22 protein-coding genes are annotated in these 23,029 nt (G+C 69.3%); 10 read left to right on the top strand and 12 right to left on the bottom strand.

Annotation, left to right across the window (positions count from 1 at the left end):
* Nucleotides 1–6 precede the first annotated feature (6 nt).
* Together AB0269_RS11415 and AB0269_RS11410 are read left to right on the top strand one after the other, a co-directional pair.
* The gene (locus tag AB0269_RS11415; protein ID WP_366211315.1) at nucleotides 7–660 is read left to right on the top strand and encodes a GntR family transcriptional regulator; all 654 of its coding nucleotides are present in this window, start codon (nucleotides 7–9) and stop codon (nucleotides 658–660) included.
* Nucleotides 661–694: 34 nt separating this feature from the next.
* Complete coding sequence (locus tag AB0269_RS11410) at nucleotides 695–1,558, top strand: VOC family protein (RefSeq protein ID WP_366211314.1); 864 nt, start codon at nucleotides 695–697, stop codon at nucleotides 1,556–1,558.
* Between the two features lie 24 nt (nucleotides 1,559–1,582).
* Here AB0269_RS11410 and AB0269_RS11405 read toward each other — a convergent pair whose 3' ends face one another.
* The 7 genes from AB0269_RS11405 to AB0269_RS11375 form a co-directional block, all read right to left on the bottom strand.
* Nucleotides 1,583–2,578 carry a LacI family DNA-binding transcriptional regulator gene (locus AB0269_RS11405; protein WP_366211313.1) on the bottom strand — a complete coding sequence of 332 codons (996 nt, stop codon included), beginning with the start codon at nucleotides 2,576–2,578 and terminating at the stop codon, nucleotides 1,583–1,585.
* A gap of 30 nt (nucleotides 2,579–2,608) precedes the next feature.
* Entirely contained in the window at nucleotides 2,609–4,033 is a 1,425-nt protein-coding gene (locus AB0269_RS11400; RefSeq protein ID WP_366211312.1) for a GH1 family beta-glucosidase, read from the bottom strand.
* A 5-nt stretch (nucleotides 4,034–4,038) separates the two neighbouring features.
* Entirely contained in the window at nucleotides 4,039–4,929 is an 891-nt protein-coding gene (locus tag AB0269_RS11395) for a carbohydrate ABC transporter permease (RefSeq protein ID WP_366211311.1), read from the bottom strand.
* Nucleotides 4,926–5,984: a sugar ABC transporter permease gene (locus AB0269_RS11390; protein ID WP_366211310.1), complete on the bottom strand. Its 1,059-nt coding sequence runs from the start codon at nucleotides 5,982–5,984 to the stop codon at nucleotides 4,926–4,928. Before AB0269_RS11390 ends, AB0269_RS11395 begins: the two co-directional genes overlap by 4 nt.
* A complete protein-coding gene (locus AB0269_RS11385) occupies nucleotides 5,981–7,288 on the bottom strand; it encodes an ABC transporter substrate-binding protein (protein WP_366211309.1) in 1,308 nt (435 codons plus the stop codon). Before AB0269_RS11385 ends, AB0269_RS11390 begins: the two co-directional genes overlap by 4 nt.
* A 200-nt stretch (nucleotides 7,289–7,488) precedes the next feature.
* Nucleotides 7,489–8,271: an ABC transporter permease gene (locus AB0269_RS11380; protein ID WP_366211307.1), complete on the bottom strand. Its 783-nt coding sequence runs from the start codon at nucleotides 8,269–8,271 to the stop codon at nucleotides 7,489–7,491.
* Complete coding sequence (locus tag AB0269_RS11375; protein ID WP_366211306.1) at nucleotides 8,268–9,212, bottom strand: ATP-binding cassette domain-containing protein; 945 nt, start codon at nucleotides 9,210–9,212, stop codon at nucleotides 8,268–8,270. Before AB0269_RS11375 ends, AB0269_RS11380 begins: the two co-directional genes overlap by 4 nt.
* Nucleotides 9,213–9,294: 82 nt before the next feature.
* Between AB0269_RS11375 and AB0269_RS11370 the strand changes: the two genes are divergently transcribed.
* Entirely contained in the window at nucleotides 9,295–10,053 is a 759-nt protein-coding gene (locus tag AB0269_RS11370) for a TetR/AcrR family transcriptional regulator (protein WP_366211305.1), read from the top strand.
* Nucleotides 10,054–10,076: 23 nt separating this feature from the next.
* Nucleotides 10,077–10,607 (top strand): adenine phosphoribosyltransferase, encoded by a 531-nt coding sequence (locus AB0269_RS11365; protein WP_366211303.1) that lies wholly within the window; start codon nucleotides 10,077–10,079, stop codon nucleotides 10,605–10,607.
* 18 nt (nucleotides 10,608–10,625) lie between these two features.
* Here AB0269_RS11365 and AB0269_RS11360 read toward each other — a convergent pair whose 3' ends face one another.
* Nucleotides 10,626–11,300: a MerR family transcriptional regulator gene (locus tag AB0269_RS11360; RefSeq protein WP_366211302.1), complete on the bottom strand. Its 675-nt coding sequence runs from the start codon at nucleotides 11,298–11,300 to the stop codon at nucleotides 10,626–10,628.
* Between the two features lie 273 nt (nucleotides 11,301–11,573).
* On the opposite strand from AB0269_RS11360, the gene purS reads away from it, so the two are divergent.
* Entirely contained in the window at nucleotides 11,574–11,822 is a 249-nt protein-coding gene (gene purS / locus AB0269_RS11355) for a phosphoribosylformylglycinamidine synthase subunit PurS (protein WP_366211301.1), read from the top strand.
* Nucleotides 11,819–12,526: a phosphoribosylformylglycinamidine synthase subunit PurQ gene (gene purQ, locus AB0269_RS11350; RefSeq protein ID WP_366211300.1), complete on the top strand. Its 708-nt coding sequence runs from the start codon at nucleotides 11,819–11,821 to the stop codon at nucleotides 12,524–12,526. Before purS ends, purQ begins: the two co-directional genes overlap by 4 nt.
* A 7-nt stretch (nucleotides 12,527–12,533) precedes the next feature.
* Here purQ and AB0269_RS11345 read toward each other — a convergent pair whose 3' ends face one another.
* On the bottom strand, nucleotides 12,534–12,965 hold the full coding sequence (locus AB0269_RS11345; protein WP_366211299.1) for a DUF1761 domain-containing protein: 432 nt from the start codon (nucleotides 12,963–12,965) through the stop codon (nucleotides 12,534–12,536).
* 85 nt (nucleotides 12,966–13,050) lie between these two features.
* On the opposite strand from AB0269_RS11345, the gene AB0269_RS11340 reads away from it, so the two are divergent.
* The 4 genes from AB0269_RS11340 to nhaA all read left to right on the top strand — a co-directional run bounded on the left by AB0269_RS11340 (nucleotide 13,051) and on the right by nhaA (nucleotide 18,102).
* On the top strand, nucleotides 13,051–13,977 hold the full coding sequence (locus AB0269_RS11340; RefSeq protein WP_366211298.1) for a 2-hydroxyacid dehydrogenase: 927 nt from the start codon (nucleotides 13,051–13,053) through the stop codon (nucleotides 13,975–13,977).
* A gap of 63 nt (nucleotides 13,978–14,040) precedes the next feature.
* Entirely contained in the window at nucleotides 14,041–15,702 is a 1,662-nt protein-coding gene (locus AB0269_RS11335) for a glycoside hydrolase family 13 protein (RefSeq protein WP_366211297.1), read from the top strand.
* A 13-nt stretch (nucleotides 15,703–15,715) separates the two neighbouring features.
* Nucleotides 15,716–16,729, top strand: a complete 1,014-nt coding sequence (locus tag AB0269_RS11330) for a LacI family DNA-binding transcriptional regulator (RefSeq protein WP_366211296.1) — start codon at nucleotides 15,716–15,718, stop codon at nucleotides 16,727–16,729.
* Nucleotides 16,730–16,830: 101 nt separating this feature from the next.
* A complete protein-coding gene (gene nhaA / locus AB0269_RS11325) occupies nucleotides 16,831–18,102 on the top strand; it encodes a Na+/H+ antiporter NhaA (protein WP_366211295.1) in 1,272 nt (423 codons plus the stop codon).
* A gap of 73 nt (nucleotides 18,103–18,175) precedes the next feature.
* Here nhaA and AB0269_RS11320 read toward each other — a convergent pair whose 3' ends face one another.
* The 3 genes from AB0269_RS11320 to AB0269_RS11310 form a co-directional block, all read right to left on the bottom strand.
* Nucleotides 18,176–19,672: a SulP family inorganic anion transporter gene (locus AB0269_RS11320; protein ID WP_366211294.1), complete on the bottom strand. Its 1,497-nt coding sequence runs from the start codon at nucleotides 19,670–19,672 to the stop codon at nucleotides 18,176–18,178.
* Between the two features lie 144 nt (nucleotides 19,673–19,816).
* The gene (locus AB0269_RS11315; protein WP_366211293.1) at nucleotides 19,817–22,060 is read right to left on the bottom strand and encodes a glycoside hydrolase family 3 N-terminal domain-containing protein; all 2,244 of its coding nucleotides are present in this window, start codon (nucleotides 22,058–22,060) and stop codon (nucleotides 19,817–19,819) included.
* Complete coding sequence (locus tag AB0269_RS11310) at nucleotides 22,053–22,964, bottom strand: ABC transporter permease (protein WP_366211470.1); 912 nt, start codon at nucleotides 22,962–22,964, stop codon at nucleotides 22,053–22,055. The genes AB0269_RS11315 and AB0269_RS11310 overlap by 8 nt, the downstream gene beginning before the upstream one ends.
* Nucleotides 22,965–23,029: the final 65 nt, after the last annotated feature.

Genomic DNA, 23,029 nt, shown 5'->3' with positions numbered 1-23,029 from the left:
GAAGGCGTGATCCAACAGGGCCTGATCCAGCAGGGCGTGCTGGCCGACTCGCTCCGGCAGAGCATCATCGACGGCGAGTTCGCGCCGGGGTCGAAGCTGTCCGAGGCGATGCTGTCGGAGCGGTTCGAGGTCTCCCGCAACACCGTGCGCGAGGCCTTCCGCGTGCTCGCGGAGCAGGGACTGCTCGACCACGCACCGCACCGCGGCGTCTCCGTCGCCGCCCCCACGATCGGCGACGTCATCGACATCTATCGCGCACGGCGCACGATCGAGTGCACAGTGCTGCGCGAGTGCGAGCCGGAGCATCCTGCCGTGCAGCGCATGCGCGATGCGCTCGCCGAGTCGGAGCGATGGCTGCCCAAGGAGGAGTGGCAGCTCGTCGGCAGCGCCAACATGGCCTTCCACGTCGCGATCATCGACCTCGCCGACAGCCCGCGCCTGGCCCGCACCTATCGCAACCTGGCCGCAGAACTGCGACTCGTCTTCCTCGAGATCGACGACCCGAGGGCGCTGCACGAGCCGTTCGTCCGGCGCAATCGGATCGTCCTGGACGCTCTGCTCAGCAAGGGTCCGGCGGCTGCCGCCGACGCGCTCGAGGAGTACCTGATCCAGTCCGAGCGCCTCGTGCTCGGCGCCTTCGCCCGGATGGGCCGGGGCTAGGGAATAGATCGCGACCGGAGGCGTTTCATCCCGCATGAACGAAAAACTTGCCGCGGCAACTACGATGGGTGCCGTCACCCTCCATGTCGCCGATCTCGACGCCATGACGGCCTTCTACCGCGACGTCGTCACCCTGCAGGTGCTCGGCGCCGAGGGCGACACCGTGACGCTCGGCCGGGCCGGCGCGCCGCTGGTCGTGCTGCATCACTCGCCCGAGCTGGGGCACGCGGCGCGCGGCTCGGCCGGTCTGTTCCACACGGCCATCCTGTTCGAGACGCAGGCGGCGCTGGCATCCGCCCTGTTGTCGGTCGCGCAGCGCGCGCCTCAGCTGTTCACGGGCAGCGCCGACCACCTCGTCAGCCAGGCGTTCTATCTCAATGACCCCGAGGGCAACGGCATCGAGCTGTACTGGGACCGCGACCGGACGGAGTGGTCGTGGACGCACGGGCAGGTCGAGATGGCCACCCTGTACCTGGATCCGAACGCGTTCCTGCAGGAGCATCTGACGGAGCAGGCTGCGGCCGGCGCGACGGCGACCGACGCCGCGCGGATCGGCCACGTGCACCTGTCGGTCGGCGACGTCGCGACAGCCCGCGACTTCTACGTTCGGCGGCTCGGGTTCGATGCCACGGCATCCCTCGGCGAGCAGGCTCTGTTCGTCAGCGCCGGCGGCTACCACCACCACATGGCGATGAACGTCTGGAACTCGCGCGGCGCAGGACCCCGGATGCCGGCGCTCGGCCTCGGCCAGGTCGACCTCGCCCTGCCGGATGCCGACGCCCTCGGCGAGCTCGGCGAGCGTCTGACGCACTTCGGCACGCAGGTCGCCGACGACGGGCGGACGCTGACCTTCCAGGACCCGTGGAACAACACCCTCAAGGCGCAGCTGGCCGCGTAGGCGCCCCGAGGGACGCCGTGCGGCTCACGCCGACCCGCGCACCACGAGCTCGGTCGGCAGGATCGTAACCTCGGGCGGCTCATTGCCGGCCAGGCGCGACAGCAGCACCCCGGCCATCGTCTCGCCCATCGCGTACATCGGCTGCCGGACCGTCGTCAGCTGCGGATCGGTGCTCAGGGCGACCTGCGAGTCGTCGAAGCCCACGATCGCGACATCGTCGGGAACGCGCAGTCCCTTGGCGCTGAGCATCCGCAGCGCCCCGCGCGCCATGAGGTCGCTGGCGGCGAAGATCGCATCCGGCCGTCCTGCGGCGAGCAGACGCCTGGCCGCCTCCGCTCCGCTGGCTTCGCTGTAGTCGCCCGCCGTCTCGGCGAACGGCTCGAGCCCGGCATCCGCGAGCGCCGATCGGAACCCCTGGAGCCGGTCGACCGAGGCGAGCATCGTCCGCGGGCCCGTGATCGTCGCGATGCGCGTGCGACCGGTGTCGATGAGGTGCTGCGTCGCCATGCGGGCGGCCGAGGCGTTGTCGACGTCGACGACGTACTCGCTGGGCCGCTGGTGCAGCGGCCGGCCGCCCCAGACCACCGGGACGGCGTCGGCGATGCGCTCGACGAACGCGTCACTCGTGTGGTGCGAGACGATCAGCGCCCCGTCGACTCCGCCGTTGCGCACGAAGCTCGTCATCTTGTCGCCGGGGTCGCCGGTGGCGATCAGCAGATTGAGCAGATAGTCAGAGCCCCCCAGCGCGCCGGTGATCCCGGCCACGATCGACGCGAAGAACGGGTCGCCGAAGAAGCGCGTGGTGTCCTCGGGAACGATCAGCGCGATCGCGTGCGTCTGCCGCGAGGCGAGCGAGCGCGCCGCCCGGTTCGGGACGTAGTTGAGCTCCGCGATCGCCGACTGCACGGCGTGCAGCGCCTCGGGGCTGACCGCGGTGGAGCCGTTCACGACGCGCGAAACCGTCGACCGGGAGACCCCGGCCGCGGCGGCCACCTCTTCGATCGTCGCGCGTGAGGCCACGATGCTCCCTTCTGCCGCCGCTCCCGGCGGTCAGAGGGATCGTGCGGCGATGATCCGAGCGTACTCGCGACCGCTGTCCTTCACCGTGCGCTGCTGGGTGTCGTAGTCGACGCGGACGATGCCGAAGCGCTTGTCGTACCCCCATGCCCACTCGAAGTTGTCCATGAGCGACCAGTAGAAGAAGCCCCGCACGTCCACGCCGGCATCCACAGCATCCAGCACCGCGCCGAGGTGTGCGCGCACGTACTCCGTGCGATCCGCATCGCGGATGCGACCGTCGGCATCCACGACGTCGTCGAACGCGGCGCCGTTCTCGGTCACGTGCAGCGCCACACCGCGCTCGCCGGTGTACTCGTCGGAGAGCCGGCGCAGGAGGCGCGTGAGCCCTTCGGGCTGGATCTCCCAGTTCTGCGCGGTGCGGTCGAGCCCGCGCTCGACCGCATGGATGCCGGCATCCGAGGGGTAGGGGCTGCGCCCCTTCCGCGTCGTCGCCGGGGCACCGGACACGGGCGGATGCTCCGGCGCCGTGCCCGACAGGAGATCGCCGTGGTAGTAGTTCACGCCCTGCGTGTCGATGCGCTGCGAGATGGTCTCGAGGTCGCCGTCGTGCACCGCCGCCTCGAAGCGGGCGACCGCCTCGGCGTCGACCGCGCGGATGTCCTCGACGATGTCGGCCGGGTACTCGCCTCGGTGGATGGGGTCGAGGAACCAGCGGTTGAACTGCCCGTCGACCCGGCGCGCGGCATCCGCATCCGCCGGATTCTGCGGATCGGCCGCGTCGGCGACCGTGTGGTTCAGGGTGATGCCGAGGTTCAGGCCCGCATCGCGCCCGCGGAGCTCGCGGATCGTCTCGCCGTGTGCGAGCAACTGGTGGTGCGCGGCGAGCAGGCCGTCGGCGATGCTCATCCGCCCCGGGGCGTGCTCACCGCCGGTGTACGAGAGGAACGACGAGCACCACGGCTCATTGAGGGTCGTCCACACGTTCACGCGGTCGCCGAGCGCGTCGTGCACGGTTCCGGCGTAGTCGAGGAACCTCGAGACGACGTCGCGGTTCGTCCAACCGCCGTCCTCCTCGAGAGCCTGAGGCATGTCCCAGTGGTACAGCGTGAGCCAGGGCAGGATGCCGGCGCCGAGCAGTTCGTCGACGAGGCGGCTGTAGAAGTCGACGCCTGCCGGGTTCACCGCTCCGCCGTCCGGGCGCACGCGCGACCACGACGTCGAGAAGCGGTACGTCTGCAGCCCCAGCTCGCGCATGAGCGCGACGTCGTCCTCGTGGCGGTGGTAGTGGTCGCACGCGATGTCGCCGTCGTCGCCGCCGATGACCGCCCCGGGCACGCGGGCGAAGGCATCCCAGATCGAAGCCGTGCGTCCGTCCTCGAAGGCCGCCCCCTCGATCTGATAGGCGGCGGTCGCCGCACCGAAGAGGAACCGATCCGGGAACGGCCGAGACGTCATAGGGGTCATCCTTTCACCGCGCCCGCCATGATGCCACTGACCAGCTGCCGACCCGCGATCACGAACAGGACGAGCAGGGGGAGGGTCGCGAGCACCGCACCGGTGAGCACGATCGAGTAGTCGATGTAGTAGCCGGACTGCAGCTGGCTGAGTGCCGTCTGCAGGGTCGGGTTCTGCGGGGAGAGCACGATAAGCGGCCACAGGTAGTCGGTCCACGCCGTCATGAACGTGAACAGACCGAGGATCGCCATCGCGGGTCGCGCCGCAGGAAGCCCGACGGTGAGGAACGTGCGGAACTGGTTCGCGCCGTCCATCCGCGCCGCCTCGATGAGCTCGTCCGGGATGACGTCGACCAGGTACTGCCGCATGAAGAACACCCCGAAGGCGGTGACGAGCGTCGGCACGATGACGGCGCCGATCGTTCCCGTCCAGCCGAGCTCGCGCATGACCATGAACAGCGGGATGATGCCGAGCTGGGTCGGGATCGCCATCGTCGCGATGACGAAGATCATGAGTCCGTCACGACCGCGGAACCGCAGCTTCGCGAACGCGTAGCCGGCGAGCGTCGAGAAGCTCACGACCGATACCGTGATCACCGCCGACACGAGGACGGAGTTGCCCAGCGCCAGCCAGAACGGGATGGCGTCGAACACCTTCGCGGCGTTCGCCAGGAAGTTGCCGCCGGGGATGAGCGGCAGCGTCTCGCCGCGCGTGGCATTGGTTCCGCTGGCGACGACGACCGACCACCACAGCGGGTAGACGCTGCCGATGATGAACGCGGCGAGCAGACCGTAGGTCAGGAAGCCGGGGCGGCTGCCGATCCCCGCGGTGCCGGTCGCACTGCTGCGGCGTCGGCGGATCTTCTCCGGCACGCTCAGTGCCTGGGTCGCGGTCATCGCCGGACTCCTCTCGTGGTGCGGCGTGCTCTCCGACGCGCCGCGCGCGGCGCGTCGCCGGTGGAGATGCGTCTGGTGATGAGGAAGTTGACGACGCCGATCAGCACGATGAGCACGAACAGCAGGATGGCGACGGCGGATGCCTCGCCGAGATCGCGACGGAAGAACGCCATCTCCCACAGGAACAGCACCGTCGTCTGGAACTGCCGGTCACTGCCGCCGATGCCGCCGGCGGTAGAGACGTCGAACAGCCGGGGCTCGGCGAAGATCTGCAGCCCGCCGATGGTCGCGGTGATGATGACGAAGATCAGCGTCGGCCGGATCGTCGGGATCGTGATCGAGAAGAACCGGCGGATGGGGCCTGCGCCGTCGATCGCCGCCGACTCGTAGAGGTCGCGCGGCACGGCCTGCATCGCGGCCAGGAGGATGAGGGCGTTGTACCCGGTCCAGCGGAAGTTCACCATGGTGGCGATCGCGATGTGCGACAGGAACGTGTTGTGCTTCCACTCCTGATCGGCGATGCCGATGAGGTTCAGCAGGTTGTTGGCGAGACCGTCGGCCTCGTTGAAGACGCTCGAGAAGATGATGGCCACGGCCACAGGGGTGACGACGAACGGGATGAGGATGCTCATGCGCCAGAACGTCGGCGCCCGCAGCCCGCGGTCCAGCAGATACGCGATGAGCAGCGCGACGGCGAGCTGCGGGATCGCCGAGAGCAGGAAGATGCTCAGCGTGTTGAGGATCGAGTTCCAGAACATGCTGTCGCCGAGGATCTCGACGAAGTTGCCGATCCCGACGAACTCGCCCTGGCCTTTGAGCAGGTCCCACTCGAAAACCGCGACGTAGACGGTGTACAGCAGCGGGAACAGGCCGACGAGCCCGAACAGCAGGAAGAACGGCGAGACGTAGAAGTACGGCGATGCGTTCTGATCGAACCGCGAGAGGCGGTGCCGCCAGGACGCCCGGGGAGCGCGGGGCGGGTCGACAGGCTCGGAGACCGGGTTCTGGATCACGGAGCCTGTCTCCTCGATCACCGAGCCTGTCGACGGGGTCATCCGACGAGCTCGTTCAGGAGATCGATGGCCTGATCCCACGCTCCCTGCGTGTCGGTCTCGCCGCGGTCGAGCGCGCTCAGCGCAGGACCGAAGACGTTCTCCTGGATCACGGAGTCGTCAGCGCCCTTGAACTGGGCGACGACTCCCTGGGCGCGCTCGGCGAGGATGGCCCCGGTGGGCGCGTCGTTGAAGAACGCGTTCGGGGTGGCATCGGCGGCGAGGGTCTCCTGCGCCTCCACCGTCGAGGGGAAGTTGCCGGCCGCAGCCGACTGCTTCACCTGCTGCTCGGGCTGGGTCAGCCAGTCGGCGAGCGCCGCGGCGGCCTCCTTGTGCGCCGAGGTCTCGGGAACGGACAGCCACGCGCCGCCCCAGTTCGCAGCCCCGCCGGGGAAGACGTCGGCGAAGTCCCAGCCGGTGGAGGCGTCGCCGCCGCCGGCCTCGACCTGGCCCTGCACGACGCCGAGCATCCAGCCGGGGCAGACGAAGGTCGCGAACGTGCCGTCGACGAACGACTTGCCCCCGTTCCAGTCCCACGCCGCCTGAGCCGCGGACTGGCCGCCCTCGGTTGCCGCTCCCAGCAGCTCGAAGCGCTCCTTCAGCTCGGCGTTGCCGTCGACGTCGAGCTCGCCGTCAGCGGTGTAGTAGCCCTCGTCGAGCTGGTTGACCATGGCGTTCCACACGAAGCCGGAGTGGTCGTACCAGGCCTTGCCGGTCTTGTCGGTGTAGTCCTGGCCCACGGCGAAGAAGTTCTCCCAGTCGCCGCTGAGCAGCTCGGCGACCGACTCGCGATCGCTGGGCAGGCCCGCCGCCTCGAACGCGGCGCCGTTGTAGCAGATGCCGCTCGGTCCGATGTCGGTGCCGTAGCCGATGACGCGGCCGTCGGCATCGGTGCCCTGGGCGTACTTCCAGTCCACCCAGTCGCCCTTGCGGTCCTCGATGCCGTAGTCGCGCAGGTCGACGAACGTGTCCGAGACGTCCATGATCGCGCCGAGCCAGCCCTCCTCGATCGCGACGATGTCGCTGAGGCCGGAACCAGCGGCGATCTTCGTGAAGGCGTCGGTGCGGGCATTGCCGCCGGTGTCGATGTTGGTCGCCTCGATCGTGACGTTCGGGTGCAGGTCCTCGTACTCCTCGTAGAGGTCGTCGTAGCCGAACGTGCCGAACGTCGTGATGGTCAGTGTGACGTCAGCCTCGGGATCGGCAGCCTGGTCGTCGCCGGACGCGGCACAGCCGGCAAGGGCGAGAGCTGAGATGGATGCGACGGCGGCTGTTGCCAGCATCCGTCGGCGGGCATGCGTGTTCACAGGTCACTCCTTCGTGTCAGTGGATGTAGTGCGGTGGATGGATAGTGCGATGGGAGCGCTCTCACGAACGCTTGAGCCAATCTATGGGAGCGCTCCCACGACTGTCAAGCGGCACCTGCGAGACGGCGCGGCCCCGACACGCGAAAGACCGTCTGCACCGCCGAAGGGCGACGATGCAGACGGTCAGGGTGCTGTCGCGCTCAGCGGCGGAGCCGCCGGTATGCGCGCGCCGAGAGAGGCAGGAATACCAGCGTGATGACGAGCGGCCAGGCGATCGCGAGCCACATGGATGCGTCCACCTGCCAAGTCGCGGTGATGCCGGTGGCGTTCCCGAAGAGCTCGCGCGTCGCCGTGGCGGTGGCGGAGATCGGGTTCCAGTCGGCTACCGGCTGCAGCCAGGCGGGCATCGTCTCCGGAGCGACGAACGCGTTCGAGGCGAACGCGATCGGCCACACCAGCACCTGTATCGCGGTCGAGGCCCCTTCGGTTCGGAAGGTGAGCCCGAGGAAGATGCCCAACCAGATGAGCGAGTAGCGCAGCCAGAGCAGCAGCAGCAGGGCGAGCAGCACGGGACCAGGTCCCGCATCGACACGCCACCCGATGAGAAGTCCGCCGCCGACGAGCACGGCGAGTTCGACGATCGATGTGATCATGTCCGCGCCGCTTCGCCCGAGAGCGACGACCGAGCCGCCGATGGGCAGCGACCGGAACCGGTCGGTGATGCCCCGCTTCGCGTCAGCGGCCATCGAGATCATCGTGGCCTGGATGCCGAACATCATGGTCACGGTGAGCATGCCCGGGACGAGGAACGACACGTAGTCCGCGCCGCCGGGCACGTCCATCGCGCCACCGAAGAGCAGCCCGAACATGAGGAGCAGCATCATGGAGAACGCGAGATTGAACACCGGCATCATCGGCTGCCTCGCCCAGTGCAGCAGCTCGCGCTGAGTGAGGACCCACGCGTGGGTGAGAGTGGCGTTCATCGGGACTCCTTCGCTGTGAGGGTGAGGAAGACATCGTCGAGGGTGGGCCGACGCAGTTCGCAGTCGGCCAACGGGATACCGGCCTCGTCGATGGCCCTGACCACCCGGACGAGTTCGGCCGTGCCTCGAGGGGCGGCCACCGTGACCCATCCGGCGTTGGCATCGGCGTCGGGCACGAGGCCGGCGCCGGAGATCGCGCTCGCGACCGCAGCCACCTGCGAAGCCACGGACGGTGTGACGACGATGCGGTCTCCTCCGATCGAGCGCTTCAGCTCCGAGGGTGAGCCCTCGGCGATCACCCGGCCCTGTTGCATGACTGCGATGCGAGCCGCGAGGCGATCGGCCTCGTCCAGGTACTGCGTGGTCAGCAGCACAGCTGTTCCGCGCGCGGCGGCCTCCTGAACAGCCAGCCACACCTCGGCACGCCCGCGGGGATCGAGGCCGGTGGTCGGCTCGTCCAGGAACAGCACTGCCGGTTCCAAGATGAGCGCGATCGCGATGTCGAGGCGTCGGCGCATACCGCCCGAGTACTGCGCCGCGGGCTTATCGGCGGCGCCCTCGAGGTCGAAGCGGGCGAGCAGCTCTGACGCCCGCGAGAGCGCCGCACTCTTGCCGAGACCCGCCAGCCTGCCGAACATGACGAGGTTCTGGTGGCCGCCCAGGATGTCGTCGACCGCATGCGCCTGGCCGACGAGACCAATCGAGCGGCGGACGCTCGCACCCTGGGTGCCCACGTCGAATCCCGCGACGGTCGCCGTGCCGGCATCCGCATCGAGCAGGGTCGCGAGCACGCCGACCGCCGTGCTCTTGCCTGCCCCGTTCGGCCCGAGCAGGCCATGGATCGTTCCGGCTTGGACGTGCAGGTCGAAACCGTCGAGGGCATCCAGCGTTCCGTACTTCTTCCGGAGGCCATCCGCCGAGATGGCCGGTGTTGAACTCATGATTACCCTTTCCGCGTACAGTGTACGAAGTAACTGTCGCTGAGATACCGTACACCATACGGAGAAGATGTACAATCATGAGATGGCAGCAGAGCAGACTCCCCCGGACGAGCCGGCGCGAACGCTGCGTCTGCTGTGGCGGGCATCCATCGACGACGGCGCTCCGCGGCGCGGCCCTCGGCCGAGGATCTCGGTCGACGCGATCGTCGACGCATCCGTCGCGCTCGCGGACGAGAAGGGCCTGGAGTCCGTCACCATGCGCGCAGTCGCCGACCGCATCGGCGTCGGCGTCATGACTCTGTACGGCTACGTCCCGGGTCGCGACGAGCTGCTCGGGCTCATGATCGACCAGATCGCCACGGAAGGGGTGCGCCCGCCGCACACGGGGACGATGCGCGAACGACTCGAGGCTGTAGCGGACGAGCAGTTCGCGGAGTGCCGTCGTCACCCGTGGATCGTCGATGCTCGACTGCCGCGCCCGTGGATCGGGCCCGGCGGATCGCATCGGTACGAGTGGCAGGTGGCTGCTATCGATGGCGAGGGGTTCGACGACATCACGATGGATCAGATCGTCACGGCGATCGTCGCCTACGTGCACGGTGCCGCACGCCACTGGGCGGGGGAGCAGGCGCGAATGCGCCTCGGCGACACGGACATCGAGTGGTGGACCTCGACCGGCGCGGTGCTCGAAGAGGTCATGGACGGATCGCAGTACCCGGTCTCCGGCCGCGTCGGACAGGCGGCAGGAGAGGACTACGGGCTCGGAGACGCCGAACGCTCGTACCGTTTCGGACGCGACGCGTTGATCAGCGGAATCGAGCAGCTGCGAACCACGCGCTGAAGGCGCTCGGGTACCCTTGCCGGGTGCCCTCCAGCGAACTCTCACCCGCTCTCGCCCGCGCCGAATCGCTGATCCGCAGCATCCCGGACTACCCGGAGCCCGGCATCCTGTTCCGCGACATCACGCCCCTGCTCGCCGACGCCGAGGCGCTCCGGGCGACCACCGACGCGATCGTCGAGCCGTTCGCCGGGCAGTTCGACGTCATCGCCGGCATCGAGGCGCGCGGTTTCCTCATCGCCGGCGCCGCCGCGATCGCCGCGGGTGTCGGACTCATCCCGATCCGCAAGGCGGGCAAGCTGCCGCGCCCCGCAGCATCCGTCGACTACGCGCTCGAGTACGGCACCGCGACGATCGAGATGCACGACGACCTCCCGGCAGGATCACGCGTCCTGCTCATCGACGACGTGCTCGCAACCGGCGGAACCCTCGCCGCGGGGCGCGAACTCGTCGAGCGGCTGGGCTCTCACGTCACGGGCATCTCGGTGCTGTTCGAGATCGAGGGGCTCGGCGGACGCGACGCGATCGGCGACCTGCACACGGTCTTCCACTCCTGAGGAGTCCGCGGCGCCGCCTCAGCGCTCGGCCGCGGGCGGCTTCGCGAGATCCGGCGGCGCGACGCCGCGCTCGATCGCGGTGCGGATCGAGATCGCCGCATGCGCGAGGCTGCTCACGGCGACGAGCTGGCGGGCTCGAGCGTTGACGGCCAGGAGCATCCGCCGGGCGACCACGTCCGGTGATCCGTCCGGCTGGAGAGCTGCGATGTTGCGACCGGCGAAGGGCTCGAGCGCATCGGCGTACTGCATGAGCTCGTCGACGTCGTAGTCGAGGCCGACCTCGGCGGCCTGCGCCAGGGCGTGGGCGAGACCCTGCTCGGCGGCCCCGGGGTAGCCGCGCCAGTCCCGCCGCCGCATCAGCTCGTACGTGCGCTCGCGGTACTCCTGCATCTCGGGATCGGCGGCGATGCCCTCCGGCGTCCCGAGCGCGAAGGCCTGACACGCGTTCATGACCTCGAGCGTGGATACGCCTTCCGAGTCGATCAGATCGGTCAGGGAGCGGATCGCGGTGGTGGATGCGCCGAAGGAGTCGCGCATCACGACGATCAGCAGGGCCCGGTCGACGTGGCCCTGTTCGTACACAGCGGTCGTCCGGTTGCGCAGCTTTCCCGTCGGGAGGATGCCGACCCGCATCCAGTGCTTCAGCGTCGTCGTGCTGACCCCGCTGCGGGCGGCGAGCTCGCTGAGTTTCATGGCGTCCTCCCCGGGCCTGCCCTTGGAGAGTAGCGGGCCTCACAACTCTCCACGGTGCGCCATGCGGGCGATGACTCTAACCTGCATACGCAGGGACTCTTCTCGCCGCTGGGGGTGCAGGGTGCGGGAGCGTCGATGAGCTGCTCTCGACGTGCTCGGGCGGATGAACGGGGGGTCCATCGTCCGCCCGGGCGACCTGCACCCGCATCGGGCTCGGGCCGTCGGGCCGGTAGACTGGCAGCGCCCGCCATCCCGCGACATCCGGAGCCGTTCATGCCCACCATCGTCGTCGACGTCATGCCCAAGTCCGAACTGCTCGACCCGCAGGGGAAGGCCGTCTCCGGTGCATTCGCGCGCCTGGGCGTCACGGACTTCAGCGACGTCCGCATCGGCAAGCGCTTCGAGCTCACGGTCGACGGCGAGGTCACCGACGAGGTGCTCGCCGCGGCCGAGAAGATCGCCGGCGACGTCCTGTCGAACTCCGTCATCGAGGACGTCGTGGGCATCGAGGTCGTCGAGTGACCGTCCGCATCGGGGTCATCACCTGGCCGGGATCGCTCGATGATCGCGACGCGCAGCGCGCCGTCCGCCTCGCCGGCGCCGAACCCGTCGCCCTGTGGCACGGCTCGCACGACCTCGAGGGCGTCGACGCGCTGGTCCTGCCCGGCGGATTCAGTTACGGCGACTACCTGCGCTCCGGAGCGATAGCCGCGCTCTCGCCGATCATGGCCGAGGTGAAGGATGCCGCCGCGAAGGGCATGCCCGTGCTCGGCATCTGCAACGGCTTCCAGATGCTCGTCGAGGCGCACCTGCTGCCCGGCGGGCTCATCCGCAACGATCACCAGCACTTCGTGCGACGCGATCAGAAGCTCACGGTCGCGAACTCCGACACCGCGTGGACCAACACGTTCAAAACGGGCCAGGAGATCGTCATCCCCCTGAAGAACGGCGAGGGCGGCTACATCGCCGACGACGAGACGCTCGACCGGCTCGAGGGCGAGGGGCTGGTGGCCTTCCGCTACGCCGGGGTCAACCCGAACGGGTCGCTGCGCGACATCGCCGGTGTCACGAACGAGGCGGGCAACGTCGTGGGTCTCATGCCGCATCCGGAGCACGCCACAGAGCCGGGCTTCGGCCCCGACACGTCGGCGGCCATGCGCTCCGGCATCGACGGACTCGGCTTCTTCGCGAGCGCCATCGCCGCCGTCGCCCGCGTCGCCGCGTAGATCCCGCTCAGACCGTACCGGCCGGCGGCCACACGCCGATGATCACGGCCATGATCACGATCGTCACGAGCTCGTGCGCGATGTTCAGCGTCGTGAGCTGAGTCGGCCGCCCCTCGAACGCATCGTGCGTGATGAATCGCGCCGCCGTGAATCCGGCCCACAGCAGCACGCCGGTCACGACCGTGCCGAGGAAGAACGACCCCTCGTAGAAGTGCCAGGCGATGGCGGATGCTCCGGCGAGCACCCACGCGGTGATGAAGCTGACAATGACCGTGGTGATGATCGGCCACACGGCGCTGCGCGCCGAACCGGTCATGTCGACGTTCGCTAGCCGCGCCCACCGGGTGCCGAACAGCTTCGGCGTGTACCAGAGCGAACCGACGACCATGCTCGAGAGCATCGCGAGCAGCACTGCCCAGTAGTTGATCTCGGGAACCATGACGCCTCCTCAGGTGCGATGAGGCCGAGCGTACCGCGCGGCGTCATCCGCGGTCGATAGGCACCGCGGTCGATAGGCTCGATGGGTGAGCCTCTTCGTCACCGTCCCCACCACGCGCCTGGCCGAGAACCTCGGCGATCTCCCCGAGGGGGTCGAACTCGAGGTCTGGGATCTGACATCCCCCGCCCCGCGCGAACGCATCGACATGGTGGTCGGCCCGTACATGGGCGGCACGAAGGCGCTCGGCGCCCTCACCGGCCTCGACATCGGCCTCGTGCAGAGCCAGTCGATCGGCTACGACGGCGTCGAGGACACCCTGCCCGCCGGCATCCCGTTCGCGAACGCCGCGAGCGTGCACGAGACCTCGACGGCCGAGCTCGCGCTCGCGCTCACGCTCGCCGCCCAGCGGCAGCTCCCCCGATTCGTGCTCGCCCAGCAGAGCGGCGAGTGGTCGCCGGTGTTCGCCGAGAGCCTCGCCGATCGCAAGGTGCTGCTGGTCGGGTTCGGCGGCGTGGGCGAGGCGATCGCGATGCGCCTGGAGCCCTTCGAGGTCGACCTGACCGTCGTCGCCCGGACCGCTCGGCCGGTCTGGCACGAGCGTCTGGGGCGCGTGCAGGTGCACGCGATCGACGAGCTCCCGGCGCTGCTGCCTGAAGCCGAGATCGTCATCCTCGCCCTCCCCGGCGGACCCGAGACCCGCCACCTGTTCGACGACGGGATGCTCGGCCGCATGGCCGACGGCGCGCTGCTCGTCAACGTCGGTCGCGGCACGCTGGTCGACAGCGATGCGCTCGCCCGCCAGCGGGGTCGCATCCGCGCCGCGCTCGACGTGCTCGACCCCGAGCCGCTGCCGGCAGAGCATCCGCTGTGGAGCACACCCGGCGTCCTCATCGCGCCGCACGTCGGTGGGGCATCCACCGCCATGAATCCGCGGATCGCGCGCCTGATCCGCAAGCAGATCGAGCGGATGCTGCGCGGCGAGACTCCGGCGAACATCGTCATCGACGGCTGAACATCGAACCGATTCGATCCGCACGGTAGCGCGTCTGTAAGCGTTTGCAGTAGGCTCGTCCCCATGACAGAGCTCGAACAGTTCGCAGCCCCCGGTTCCGAGTGGTGGCGCAGCGCCGTCATCTATCAGATCTACCCTCGCTCCTTCGCAGACGCCTCCGGCGATGGCATCGGCGACCTGCCCGGCATCACCAGCCGCCTGGACTCGCTGAAGGATCTCGGCATCGACGCGATCTGGCTGAGCCCGTTCATGACGAGCCCGCAGAAGGACGCCGGCTACGACGTCGCCGACTACCGCGACGTCGACCCGATCTTCGGCACCCTGGCCGACTTCGACGAGATGCTCGCGCAGGCCCACGCCCGTGGCATCCGCGTCATCGTCGACCTCGTCCCCAACCACTCCTCCGACCAGCACGTCTGGTTCCAGCAGGCGCTGAAGGCCGCCCCCGGCAGCCCCGAGCGTGCCCGCTACATCTTCCGCGACGGCAAGGGCGAGAACGGCGAGCTGCCTCCGAACAACTGGGAGAGCGTCTTCGGCGGCGGCCAGTGGACCCGCATCACCGAAGCCGACGGCACGCCCGGCCAGTGGTACCTGCACATCTTCGACCCCTCGCAGCCCGACTTCGACTGGACGAACGAAGAGGTCCGCGAGGAGTTCCGCGGCATCCTGCGCTTCTGGCTCGACCGCGGCGTCGACGGATTCCGCGTCGACGTGGCGCACGGCATGATCAAGAAGGACGGTCTGCCCGACTACACGCCCCCTGCCGAGGCCGACTCGATGGGCGGCGGCGAGGACGACGTGCCGTACTGGGGTCAGGACGGCGTGCACGACATCTACCGCGACTGGCACCAGGTGCTCGCCGAATACGACGGCGACCGCGCGCTGTGCGGCGAGGCGTGGCTGCCGACGCTGAAGAAGACGGCGCTGTGGGTGCGACCAGACGAGATGCACCAGACGTTCAACTTCCCGTACATGATGACCGAGTGGGATGCCGAGAAGATCGGCGACATCATCCGCGAATCGCTCGACGAGTTCGGCACGGTCGGCGCGCCCAGCACCTGGGTGCTCTCGAACCACGACGTCATCCGCCACGCCTCGCGCCTCGCGCTCACGGCCGACAGCCCGCAGGGCGACGGCATCGGGCCGAAGTCCCAGGGCAAGCCCGACCAGGCGACCGGCCTCTCGCGCGCCCGCGCGGCGACGACCGTGATGCTGTCGCTGCCGGGGTCCTCGTACCTGTACCAGGGCGAGGAGCTCGGGCTCCCCGAGGCCATGGAGATCCCCGACGCGTTCCGTCAGGACCCGACCTGGTTCCGCACGAACGGCGAGCGCTACGGACGCGACGGATGCCGCGTGCCGCTGCCCTGGGAGGCGAAGGCCCCCGCTTTCGGCTTCAACACCACGGGCGACTCGTGGCTGCCGCAGCCGGACGAGTGGGCGTCGTTCGCGCGCGACACCGAAGAGGCGGATGCCGCCTCCACCCTGCACCTCTACAAGGCGCTGCTGCGCCTGCGCCGCGAGCGCGAGCTCGGCACCGGTTCGCTCGTGTGGGAGGACCTCGGCGAGCACGCCGTCGCGTTCCGTCGCGGCGACCTGCACGTGGCGCTGAACGTCGGCGCTGAGCCGCTGGAGCTCGGCGAGGGCGTGACGTTCGTCGTGCAGAGCCAGTCGTTCGACGGCACCGCTGTGCCGGCAGACACGGCCGCCTGGTACACGAAGGGCTGACCGGGACTCGAGCATGGTGAGCATCGATGAGGTCGCGCGATTGGCCGGGCTTTCGACAGCCACGGTCTCGCGCGCCCTCAGCGGTCGCGGCTACGTGTCGGCGGCGTCCCGCGAGCGGGTTCGGATCGCCGCGCAGCAACTCGGGTACGTCGTCTCGTCGCGGGCCTCGAGCCTGGCCTCGGGGCGCACCAGGAACATCGGCGTGGTCGTGCCGTTCCTCGACCGCTGGTTCTTCAGCACCGTGCTCTCGGGGGTCTCGAGCGCTCTGATGCGCCGCGGCTACGACATCACGTTGTACAACATCACCGCCGACGAGGACGTCCGCAAGGACGTGTTCGAGACGGCCCTGCGCCGTCAGCGCGTGGATGCCGTGATCGCCGTGGCGATCGAGCTCGACGAGGACGAGACCGAGCAGCTGCTGGCGCTCGGCCTGCCGGTCATCGCGATCGGCGGACCGAACGCCCGGCTCGACACCCTCACGGTCGACGACTTCGCCCTGGCCCGGCTCGCCACGGAGCATCTGCTCAGCCTCGGGCACACCGACATCGCGCACATCGGCGCGAACCCCGAGTTCGACATCGACTTCCACATCCCGACCAACCGCCGGCTCGGCTTCGAGCAGGCGCTGGCGGACGCCGGCATCGCACCGAACCCGGCCTATCTCGAGCCCGCGGACTTCACGGTCGACGGCGGGTACCGGGCGGCCAAACAGCTGCTCGGGCGACCGGGCCCTCGCCCGACCGCGGTGTTCGCGGCATCCGATGAGATGGCGATCGGCGCCGTGCTCGCGGCGCGCGACCTCGGCTACCGGGTGCCGGAGGACCTGTCGGTCGTCGGGATCGACGGCCACGAGCTCGGCGATTTCTTCCGTCTGACGACCGTCGACCAGTTCCCGCTCGCGCAGGGCGAGCGGGCGGCGGATGCCGTGCTGGCCAAGCTCGAGTCGAGCGACGAGCCCACCGCGCACGGCGAGCTGCCGTTCGAGCTGATCGTGCGCGGCACGACCGCCCGGCTCCCGAAGGCCTGACCCGAGTCGAAGCCGCACAGCTCCAGCTCCCCCGCTAGACTGGTCCGCGGAGCGTCGGGAAGCCTGGTCGACACGAACTGCTGTCGACCCGAAAGGCGCCCATGTCGCGCATCCGCTCGCTGTTCCCGTCGTCCTCCTCCTCGGAGTCGATCCGCATCGGCGAGATCCTCCGCAAAGAGACCGTCGGCGGCATCCTGCTCGTCGCCTGCGCCGTCGTCGCGCTGATCTGGGCGAACTCGCCATGGGCCGAGACGTACTTCGCGGTCCGTGACTTCGAAGTCGGATACGAGCCCTGGCACCTGCGCCTGAGCATCGGGGCCTGGGCGGCGGACGGCCTGCTGGCGATCTTCTTCTTCCTCGTCGGGCTCGAACTCAAGCGCGAGTTCGTCAGCGGTGACCTGCGCCGTTTCAGCACCGCGGTCGTGCCGATCGTCGCTGCCGTCGGCGGCGTCGCCGTGCCCTCCCTGATCTACCTGGCCGTGACGGCCGGCTCCGCCGAGGCATCCCGCGGATGGGCGATCCCGACCGCGACCGACATCGCCTTCGCCGTCGCCGTGCTCGCCGTGATCGGCTCGCACCTGCCCAGCGCCCTGCGGATCTTCCTGCTCACCCTCGCCGTGGTCGACGACCTCATCGCGATCGGGATCATCGCGATCTTCTACACCGAGACGGTCGAGGTCGTGCCGCTCCTGCTCGCGCTCGCAGTGATCGCCGTCTACGGCACGATCGCGCAGCTGTACCGCCGCTTCTTCCGGCTGCGCCCCACCGCGGCCTGGTTCATCCTGCTTCCGATCGGGCTCGTCGCGTGGGCGCTGCTGCACGCCTCCGGCATCCACGCGACCATCGCCGGCGTGCTGCTCGGATTCACAGTGCCCGTCCTGCATCGCAGAGCCGACCGCGGAGAGGATGCCGGCCCCGGCCTCGCCGAAGAGTTCGAGCACCGGTTCCGTCCGCTGTCGGCCGGGTTCGCCGTGCCGGTGTTCGCGTTCTTCTCGGCCGGCGTCGCGGTCGGCGGAGCCGCCGGGTTCGCCTCCGCGTTCTCCGACCCGATCGTCATCGGCATCATCGTCGCGCTCGTGGTCGGCAAGCCGCTCGGGATCACGGCCGCGACGTGGATCATCACTCGCATCCGGCGGATCGACCTCGACCCGGCGCTGCGCTGGATCGACATCGCCGGGGTCGGCATCCTCGCCGGGATCGGATTCACCGTGTCGCTGCTGGTGGCCGAGCTCAGCTTCGCCGCGGGCAGCGAGGCCGCCGATCATGCCAAGGTCGCCGTGCTCACGGCATCCGTGGTGGCCGCCGCCGTGGCATCCGTCCTGCTGGGCGCACGCAACCGGCGGTACCGGCGGCACCGGAATCAGGACAGTTGACCGAAATCAGGATGATTCGGCGCGAAGGCTCCTGACCCGGGGGCACCCTCCTGATCTCAGGTGACGTCGTCGATCAGGCCGGCGGGAACCCGCCGCTCAGCCGCCCGTGGAAGCGGCCGCTCGCCTCATTGAGTCCGATGAGCTCGACGGTCTTGCCGTGCCGCGCGTACTTCGTCTCGATGGCGTCGAGCGCTGCGACGGTCGACGCATCCCACACGTGCGAACGCGACAGGTCGATCACGACGCGGTCCGGGTCAGCGCTGTACTCGAACTGGGTCGTGAGGTCGTTGCTGGAGGCGAAGAACAGCTCGCCGTCGACGGCGTAGTGCGCGGCATCCGTCGTCACGGTCCTTGTGACCGTCGCGAAATGCGCGACGCGCCGGACGAACAGGACGGATGCCACGACCACCCCCACGACGACGCCGATCGCGAGGTTGTGCGTGATCACCACGGCGAGCACGGTCAGCACCATGACCGCGGTCTCGCTCTTCGGCATCCGCTTCAGCGTCGACGGGCGGACGCTGTGCCAGTCGAACGCGCCGATCGCGACCATGATCATCACGGCGACGAGCGCGGCCATCGGGATCGTCGCGACGAAATCGCCGAACACGACCACGAGCAGGAACAGGAAGACACCCGCGAAGAACGTCGACAGACGCGTGCGGGCGCCCGACTCCTTGACGTTGATCATGGTCTGGCCGATCACGGCGCAGCCGCCCATGCCGCCGAAGATGCCCGACAGCATGTTCGCCACCCCCTGCGCCCACGACTCGCGGGTCTTGCGGGAGTGCGTGTCGGTGATCTCGTCGACGAGCTTGGCGGTGAGGAGCGTCTCCATGAGCCCGACGACCGCCATCGCGAGTGCGAAGGGCGCGATGATCGTGAAGGTCTCCCACGTCAGCGGTACATTCGGGATGAACAGCTCGGGAAGGCTGCGCGGAAGCTCGCCCTGGTCGCCGACGGTCGGCACCTGGATAGCGAGAACGATCACCACGGCCGTCACGATGATCACCGAGACCAATGGGGCCGGAATCACCTTCGTGATGCGCGGCATGACGATCATCACGAGGGTGCCGAGTACCACGAGCGGATACACCAGCCAGGGCACGCCCAGCAGATGCGGCACCTGCGAGCTGAACACGAAGATCGCCAGCGCGTTGACGAACCCCGTCATGACGCTGCGCGGGATGAACCGCATGAGCTTCGCCACCCCGAGCACGGCGAGCACGATCTGGAAGACGCCCGCCAGCAGCACCGTGGCGATGAAGTAGTCCATGCCGTAGGTGGGCGCGACCGGTGCGATGACGAGAGCGACGGCGCCCGTGGCCGCCGTGACCATCGCCGGGCGCCCGCCGAGGAACGCGATCGAGACCGCCATGATGAACGACGAGAACAGCCCGACCTTCGGGTCGACCCCCGCGATCACCGAGAACGCGATGGCCTCGGGGATGAGCGCGAGTCCCACGACGAGCCCCGCGAGCACCTCGCGGGTCAGGATGCGCGGGCTCTTCAGCGCGGTGAGGACGGTGGGGTTCGGCCGGTAACGGGCGCGATCGTCGAGGATGCTCATGCGGACTCGGTGACCTCTCGAACCGGGGGAACGCCCCGAGCGGGGCAGGTCAACTGTAGTCGCGGCGTGCCCGGCTCAGGCGACGTCACCGAGATCAGGAGGCTGCGGGCGCATGCATCCTGATCTCGGGCGCTACTCCTGATCTCAGGCGACGGTGAAGCCGGCCTCGAGCAGCACGTCCTCGCGCGAGGACGGACCGACGAGCAGGGCGAACTCCCCCGGCTCGACGACGCGGCGCCCCGCGGCATCCACGATCGTGCACTCGGCCGCCGGCACCTCCACGCGCACGCGTGCGGACTCCCCCGGAGTCAGCGCGACCTGGCGGTAGGTCTTGAGCTCCTTGTCGGTCCAGCTGACGCTGGTGACGGCATCCCGCACATAGACCTGCACGGTCTCGATCGTCGGGCGCGCACCGGTGTTGGTGACCGTCACGTCGGCGACAACCGTGCCAGATGCCGGGAGCGCCATCTCGGCCAATGAGAGGTCTGAGTACGCGACGGTCGTGTACGAGCGACCCTCGCCGAACGCCCAGGCGGGCGACTGCGTGAGGTCGGCGTAGCGGTCGCCGTGCTGCCCGCGGATCTGGTTGTAGTACGTCGGCTGCTGACCGGCGTGCCGGGCGAACGAGATCGGCAGGCGGCCGGTGGGCTCGATCGCGCCGGTGATGAGCTCGGCGATCGCTCGCCCGCCCTGCATGCCGGGGTTCGCGACCCACAGCACGGCGGCGGCCCGCGACACGGATGCCGGCAGCACGAGGGGCTTGGACGCCATGAGCACCACGATGACGGGCTTCCCTGTCTCGATCAGTGCATCGAGCAGGGCGATCTGCCCGCCGAGGAGCTCGAGGGTCGCCGTCGAGCGACCCTCGCCGTACAGACCGCGGGCATCACCCACGACCGCGACGACGGCATCGGACGACTCGGCCGCAGTGACCGCCTCGGCGATCTGCGCCTCGTCCGCGGGGATCGGGCGCACGACCGGCGGGCGCGGCTGGCCGTCGGGCCAGGTGACGCCGGCCGGGTCGGGCTCGAGGGTGAGGATGTCGGCGCCGCGGGCGTGCACGACCTCCCACGGGGCGATCTCGCGCAGCCCGTCGAGCACGGTCGTGATCATCTCGCGCGGCTGTCCGTCGAGCCAGCCGGCCTGGCCGGAGCCGCCGGCCCAGTCGCCGAGCTGCTCCTGGTCGTCGTCCGCGAGCGGTCCTGTGACGGCGATGCGCTTCTCCTGCGCCGACGACAACGGCAGCAGTCCGTCGTTCTCCAGCAGCACGAGCGAGCGACGGGTGACCTCGAGGTTCAGCTCCGCATGCTCCGCCGTGCCCACGAAGGACGAGACATCCTCGCGCGGCTGCCGCGGGTCCTCGAACAGCCCGAGCTCGAACTTCAGCGTCAGGATCCGCGCGACCGCGGCGTCGAAGGCATCCTCTCCGAGGAGACCCTGGGCGACCGCATCCAGCGCGCCCTCGAAGAAGGTCGGCGTCGTCATGATCATGTCGTTGCCGGCCTTCACCGCGGCGGCCGCGGCGTGCGTGATGTCGGGCTGGATGTGCTGCTCCCAGACCATCCGGCCGACGTTGTCCCAGTCGGTGATGAGGGTGCCGGTGTAGCCCCACTCGCCGCGCAGCACGTCGCTGAGCAGCCACTCGTTCAGGGTGATCGGCACGCCATCGGTGGTCTGGTAGCCGAGCATGAACGAGCGGCATCCCTCGCGGGCGACGCGCTCGAACGGCGGCAGGAACCACGAGCGGAGCTTCCGCTGCGAGATGTCGGCCTCGGATGCATCCCGGCCGCCCTGCGTCTCGGAGTACCCGGCGAAGTGCTTGGCCGTCGCGAGGATGGCGCTCGGGTCTGACAGTCCCTTCCCCTGGTAGCCGCGCACCATGGCGCTGGCGAGCTCGCCGATGAGGTGCGGGTCCTCGCCGAAGGTCTCGTTGACGCGTCCCCAGCGCAGGTCGCGGGCGATGCAGAGCACGGGCGAGAAGGTCCAGTGGATGCCGGTGGCGGCCACCTCGACCGCGGTCGCGCGCGCCGCCTTCTCGACGAGACCGGCATCCCAGGACGCCGCCATGCCGAGCTGGGTCGGGTAGATCGTCGCACCGGGCCAGAAGGAGTGGCCGTGGATGCAGTCCTCGCCGACGATCAGCGGGATCTGCAGCCGGGTCTGCAGCGTCAGCGCGCGCGCTGCGACGATCCGCTCCGGCGAGGTGTGCAGGATGGAGCCGACGTGGCGGCGCAGCACGTGGTCCTCGAGGTCGTCGCGGGCGTCGAGCTGCAGCATCTGCCCGACCTTCTCCTCCAGCGTCATGCGGCCGAGCAGGTCGGCGACGCGTTCGGGGATCGAGAGGGCGGGATCGCGGTACGGATGGGTGTGGACGAGCGTTTCAGTCATTGTCTGCGTTCTGTGTGGTCCGAACAGCGGTCACGGCGTCGTTGACGTCGAGCCCCTTCTTCTTCATGGCGCGCGCCCGCTCACCGGCCGAGCGCAGGCGCGGGTTGACGTATTCGTCGATGCCGAAGTTGATCAGCGACAGCGCGACGCCGATCGCGGCGATGCACAGCCCCGGGGGCAGGTACCACCACCACTGGTTCTGGCCGAAGGCGCCCTGGGCCGAGGCCCAGTTGAGGATGGTGCCCCAGTTGTACGTCGTCACCGGGATGACGCCGATGTACGACAGAGTCGTGAGGCCGAGGATCGCGGCGGTCACGGTGCCGACGAAGCTCGCGGCGATGAGCGCCATGAGGTTCGGCAGCATCTCGACCGTGATGATGCGGCGCAGCGGCTCGCCGTTCGCCCGTGCGGCCTGGATGAAGTCGCGGTTGCGCAGCGACATCGTCTGAGCGCGCAGGACGCGCGCGCCCCACGCCCACCCGGTGATGCCCAGGACGGCGGCGATGAGCACGAGCGGCGGCTCCTCGAACATCGACGCGACGATGATGATGAGCGGGAGCCCGGGGATCACGAGGAACACGTTGGTCAGCGCCGACAGCGCCTCGCTCTTCCACCCCGACAGGTATCCGGCGATGACGCCGACGGTGATGGCGATGAGCGTCGCGATGATCGCCGCGAGGAACCCGACGACGATGACACCGCGGGTGCCGTGGATGACCTGGCTGAGCACGTCCTCGCCGATGTGCGTCGTGCCGAGCCAGTGCGCGGCGGACGGCGGCTGCAGTCGCGCGGTGTTGTCGACCTTCGTGGGCGAGTACGGGGCGATCACATCGGCGAAGATCGCGATGAGCACGAAGAACCCGAGGATCGCCAGCCCCGCGATGGACTTGCCGTTGCGGAACATCGCGAAGGCGCCGGCGACCTTGGACCAGAAGCTCTGCTCCGGTGCGTGGCCGGAGCCCTGCGTGC

This window comes from Microbacterium sp. NPDC077644, assembly GCF_040702785.1.
Taxonomy (GTDB): domain Bacteria; phylum Actinomycetota; class Actinomycetes; order Actinomycetales; family Microbacteriaceae; genus Microbacterium.
Note: the sequence above shows the minus strand (reverse complement) of the source record. Positions and strands in the feature narration are given on the sequence as shown.

Coding starts and splice junctions, on each gene's coding strand:
- AB0269_RS11395 (WP_366211311.1), bottom strand. CDS start 4,929: ATGACCGCGACCCAGGCACTGAGCGTGCCGGAGAAGATCCGCCGACGC.
- nhaA (WP_366211295.1), top strand. CDS start 16,831: ATGTCGCGCATCCGCTCGCTGTTCCCGTCGTCCTCCTCCTCGGAGTCG.
- AB0269_RS11375 (WP_366211306.1), bottom strand. CDS start 9,212: ATGAGTTCAACACCGGCCATCTCGGCGGATGGCCTCCGGAAGAAGTAC.
- AB0269_RS11345 (WP_366211299.1), bottom strand. CDS start 12,965: ATGGTTCCCGAGATCAACTACTGGGCAGTGCTGCTCGCGATGCTCTCG.
- AB0269_RS11400 (WP_366211312.1), bottom strand. CDS start 4,033: ATGACGTCTCGGCCGTTCCCGGATCGGTTCCTCTTCGGTGCGGCGACC.
- AB0269_RS11310 (WP_366211470.1), bottom strand. CDS start 22,964: ATGTTCCGCAACGGCAAGTCCATCGCGGGGCTGGCGATCCTCGGGTTC.
- AB0269_RS11315 (WP_366211293.1), bottom strand. CDS start 22,060: ATGACTGAAACGCTCGTCCACACCCATCCGTACCGCGATCCCGCCCTC.
- AB0269_RS11390 (WP_366211310.1), bottom strand. CDS start 5,984: ATGACCCCGTCGACAGGCTCGGTGATCGAGGAGACAGGCTCCGTGATC.
- AB0269_RS11370 (WP_366211305.1), top strand. CDS start 9,295: ATGGCAGCAGAGCAGACTCCCCCGGACGAGCCGGCGCGAACGCTGCGT.
- AB0269_RS11335 (WP_366211297.1), top strand. CDS start 14,041: ATGACAGAGCTCGAACAGTTCGCAGCCCCCGGTTCCGAGTGGTGGCGC.
- AB0269_RS11410 (WP_366211314.1), top strand. CDS start 695: ATGAACGAAAAACTTGCCGCGGCAACTACGATGGGTGCCGTCACCCTC.
- AB0269_RS11330 (WP_366211296.1), top strand. CDS start 15,716: ATGGTGAGCATCGATGAGGTCGCGCGATTGGCCGGGCTTTCGACAGCC.
- AB0269_RS11360 (WP_366211302.1), bottom strand. CDS start 11,300: ATGAAACTCAGCGAGCTCGCCGCCCGCAGCGGGGTCAGCACGACGACG.
- AB0269_RS11320 (WP_366211294.1), bottom strand. CDS start 19,672: ATGAGCATCCTCGACGATCGCGCCCGTTACCGGCCGAACCCCACCGTC.
- purS (WP_366211301.1), top strand. CDS start 11,574: ATGCCCACCATCGTCGTCGACGTCATGCCCAAGTCCGAACTGCTCGAC.
- AB0269_RS11380 (WP_366211307.1), bottom strand. CDS start 8,271: ATGAACGCCACTCTCACCCACGCGTGGGTCCTCACTCAGCGCGAGCTG.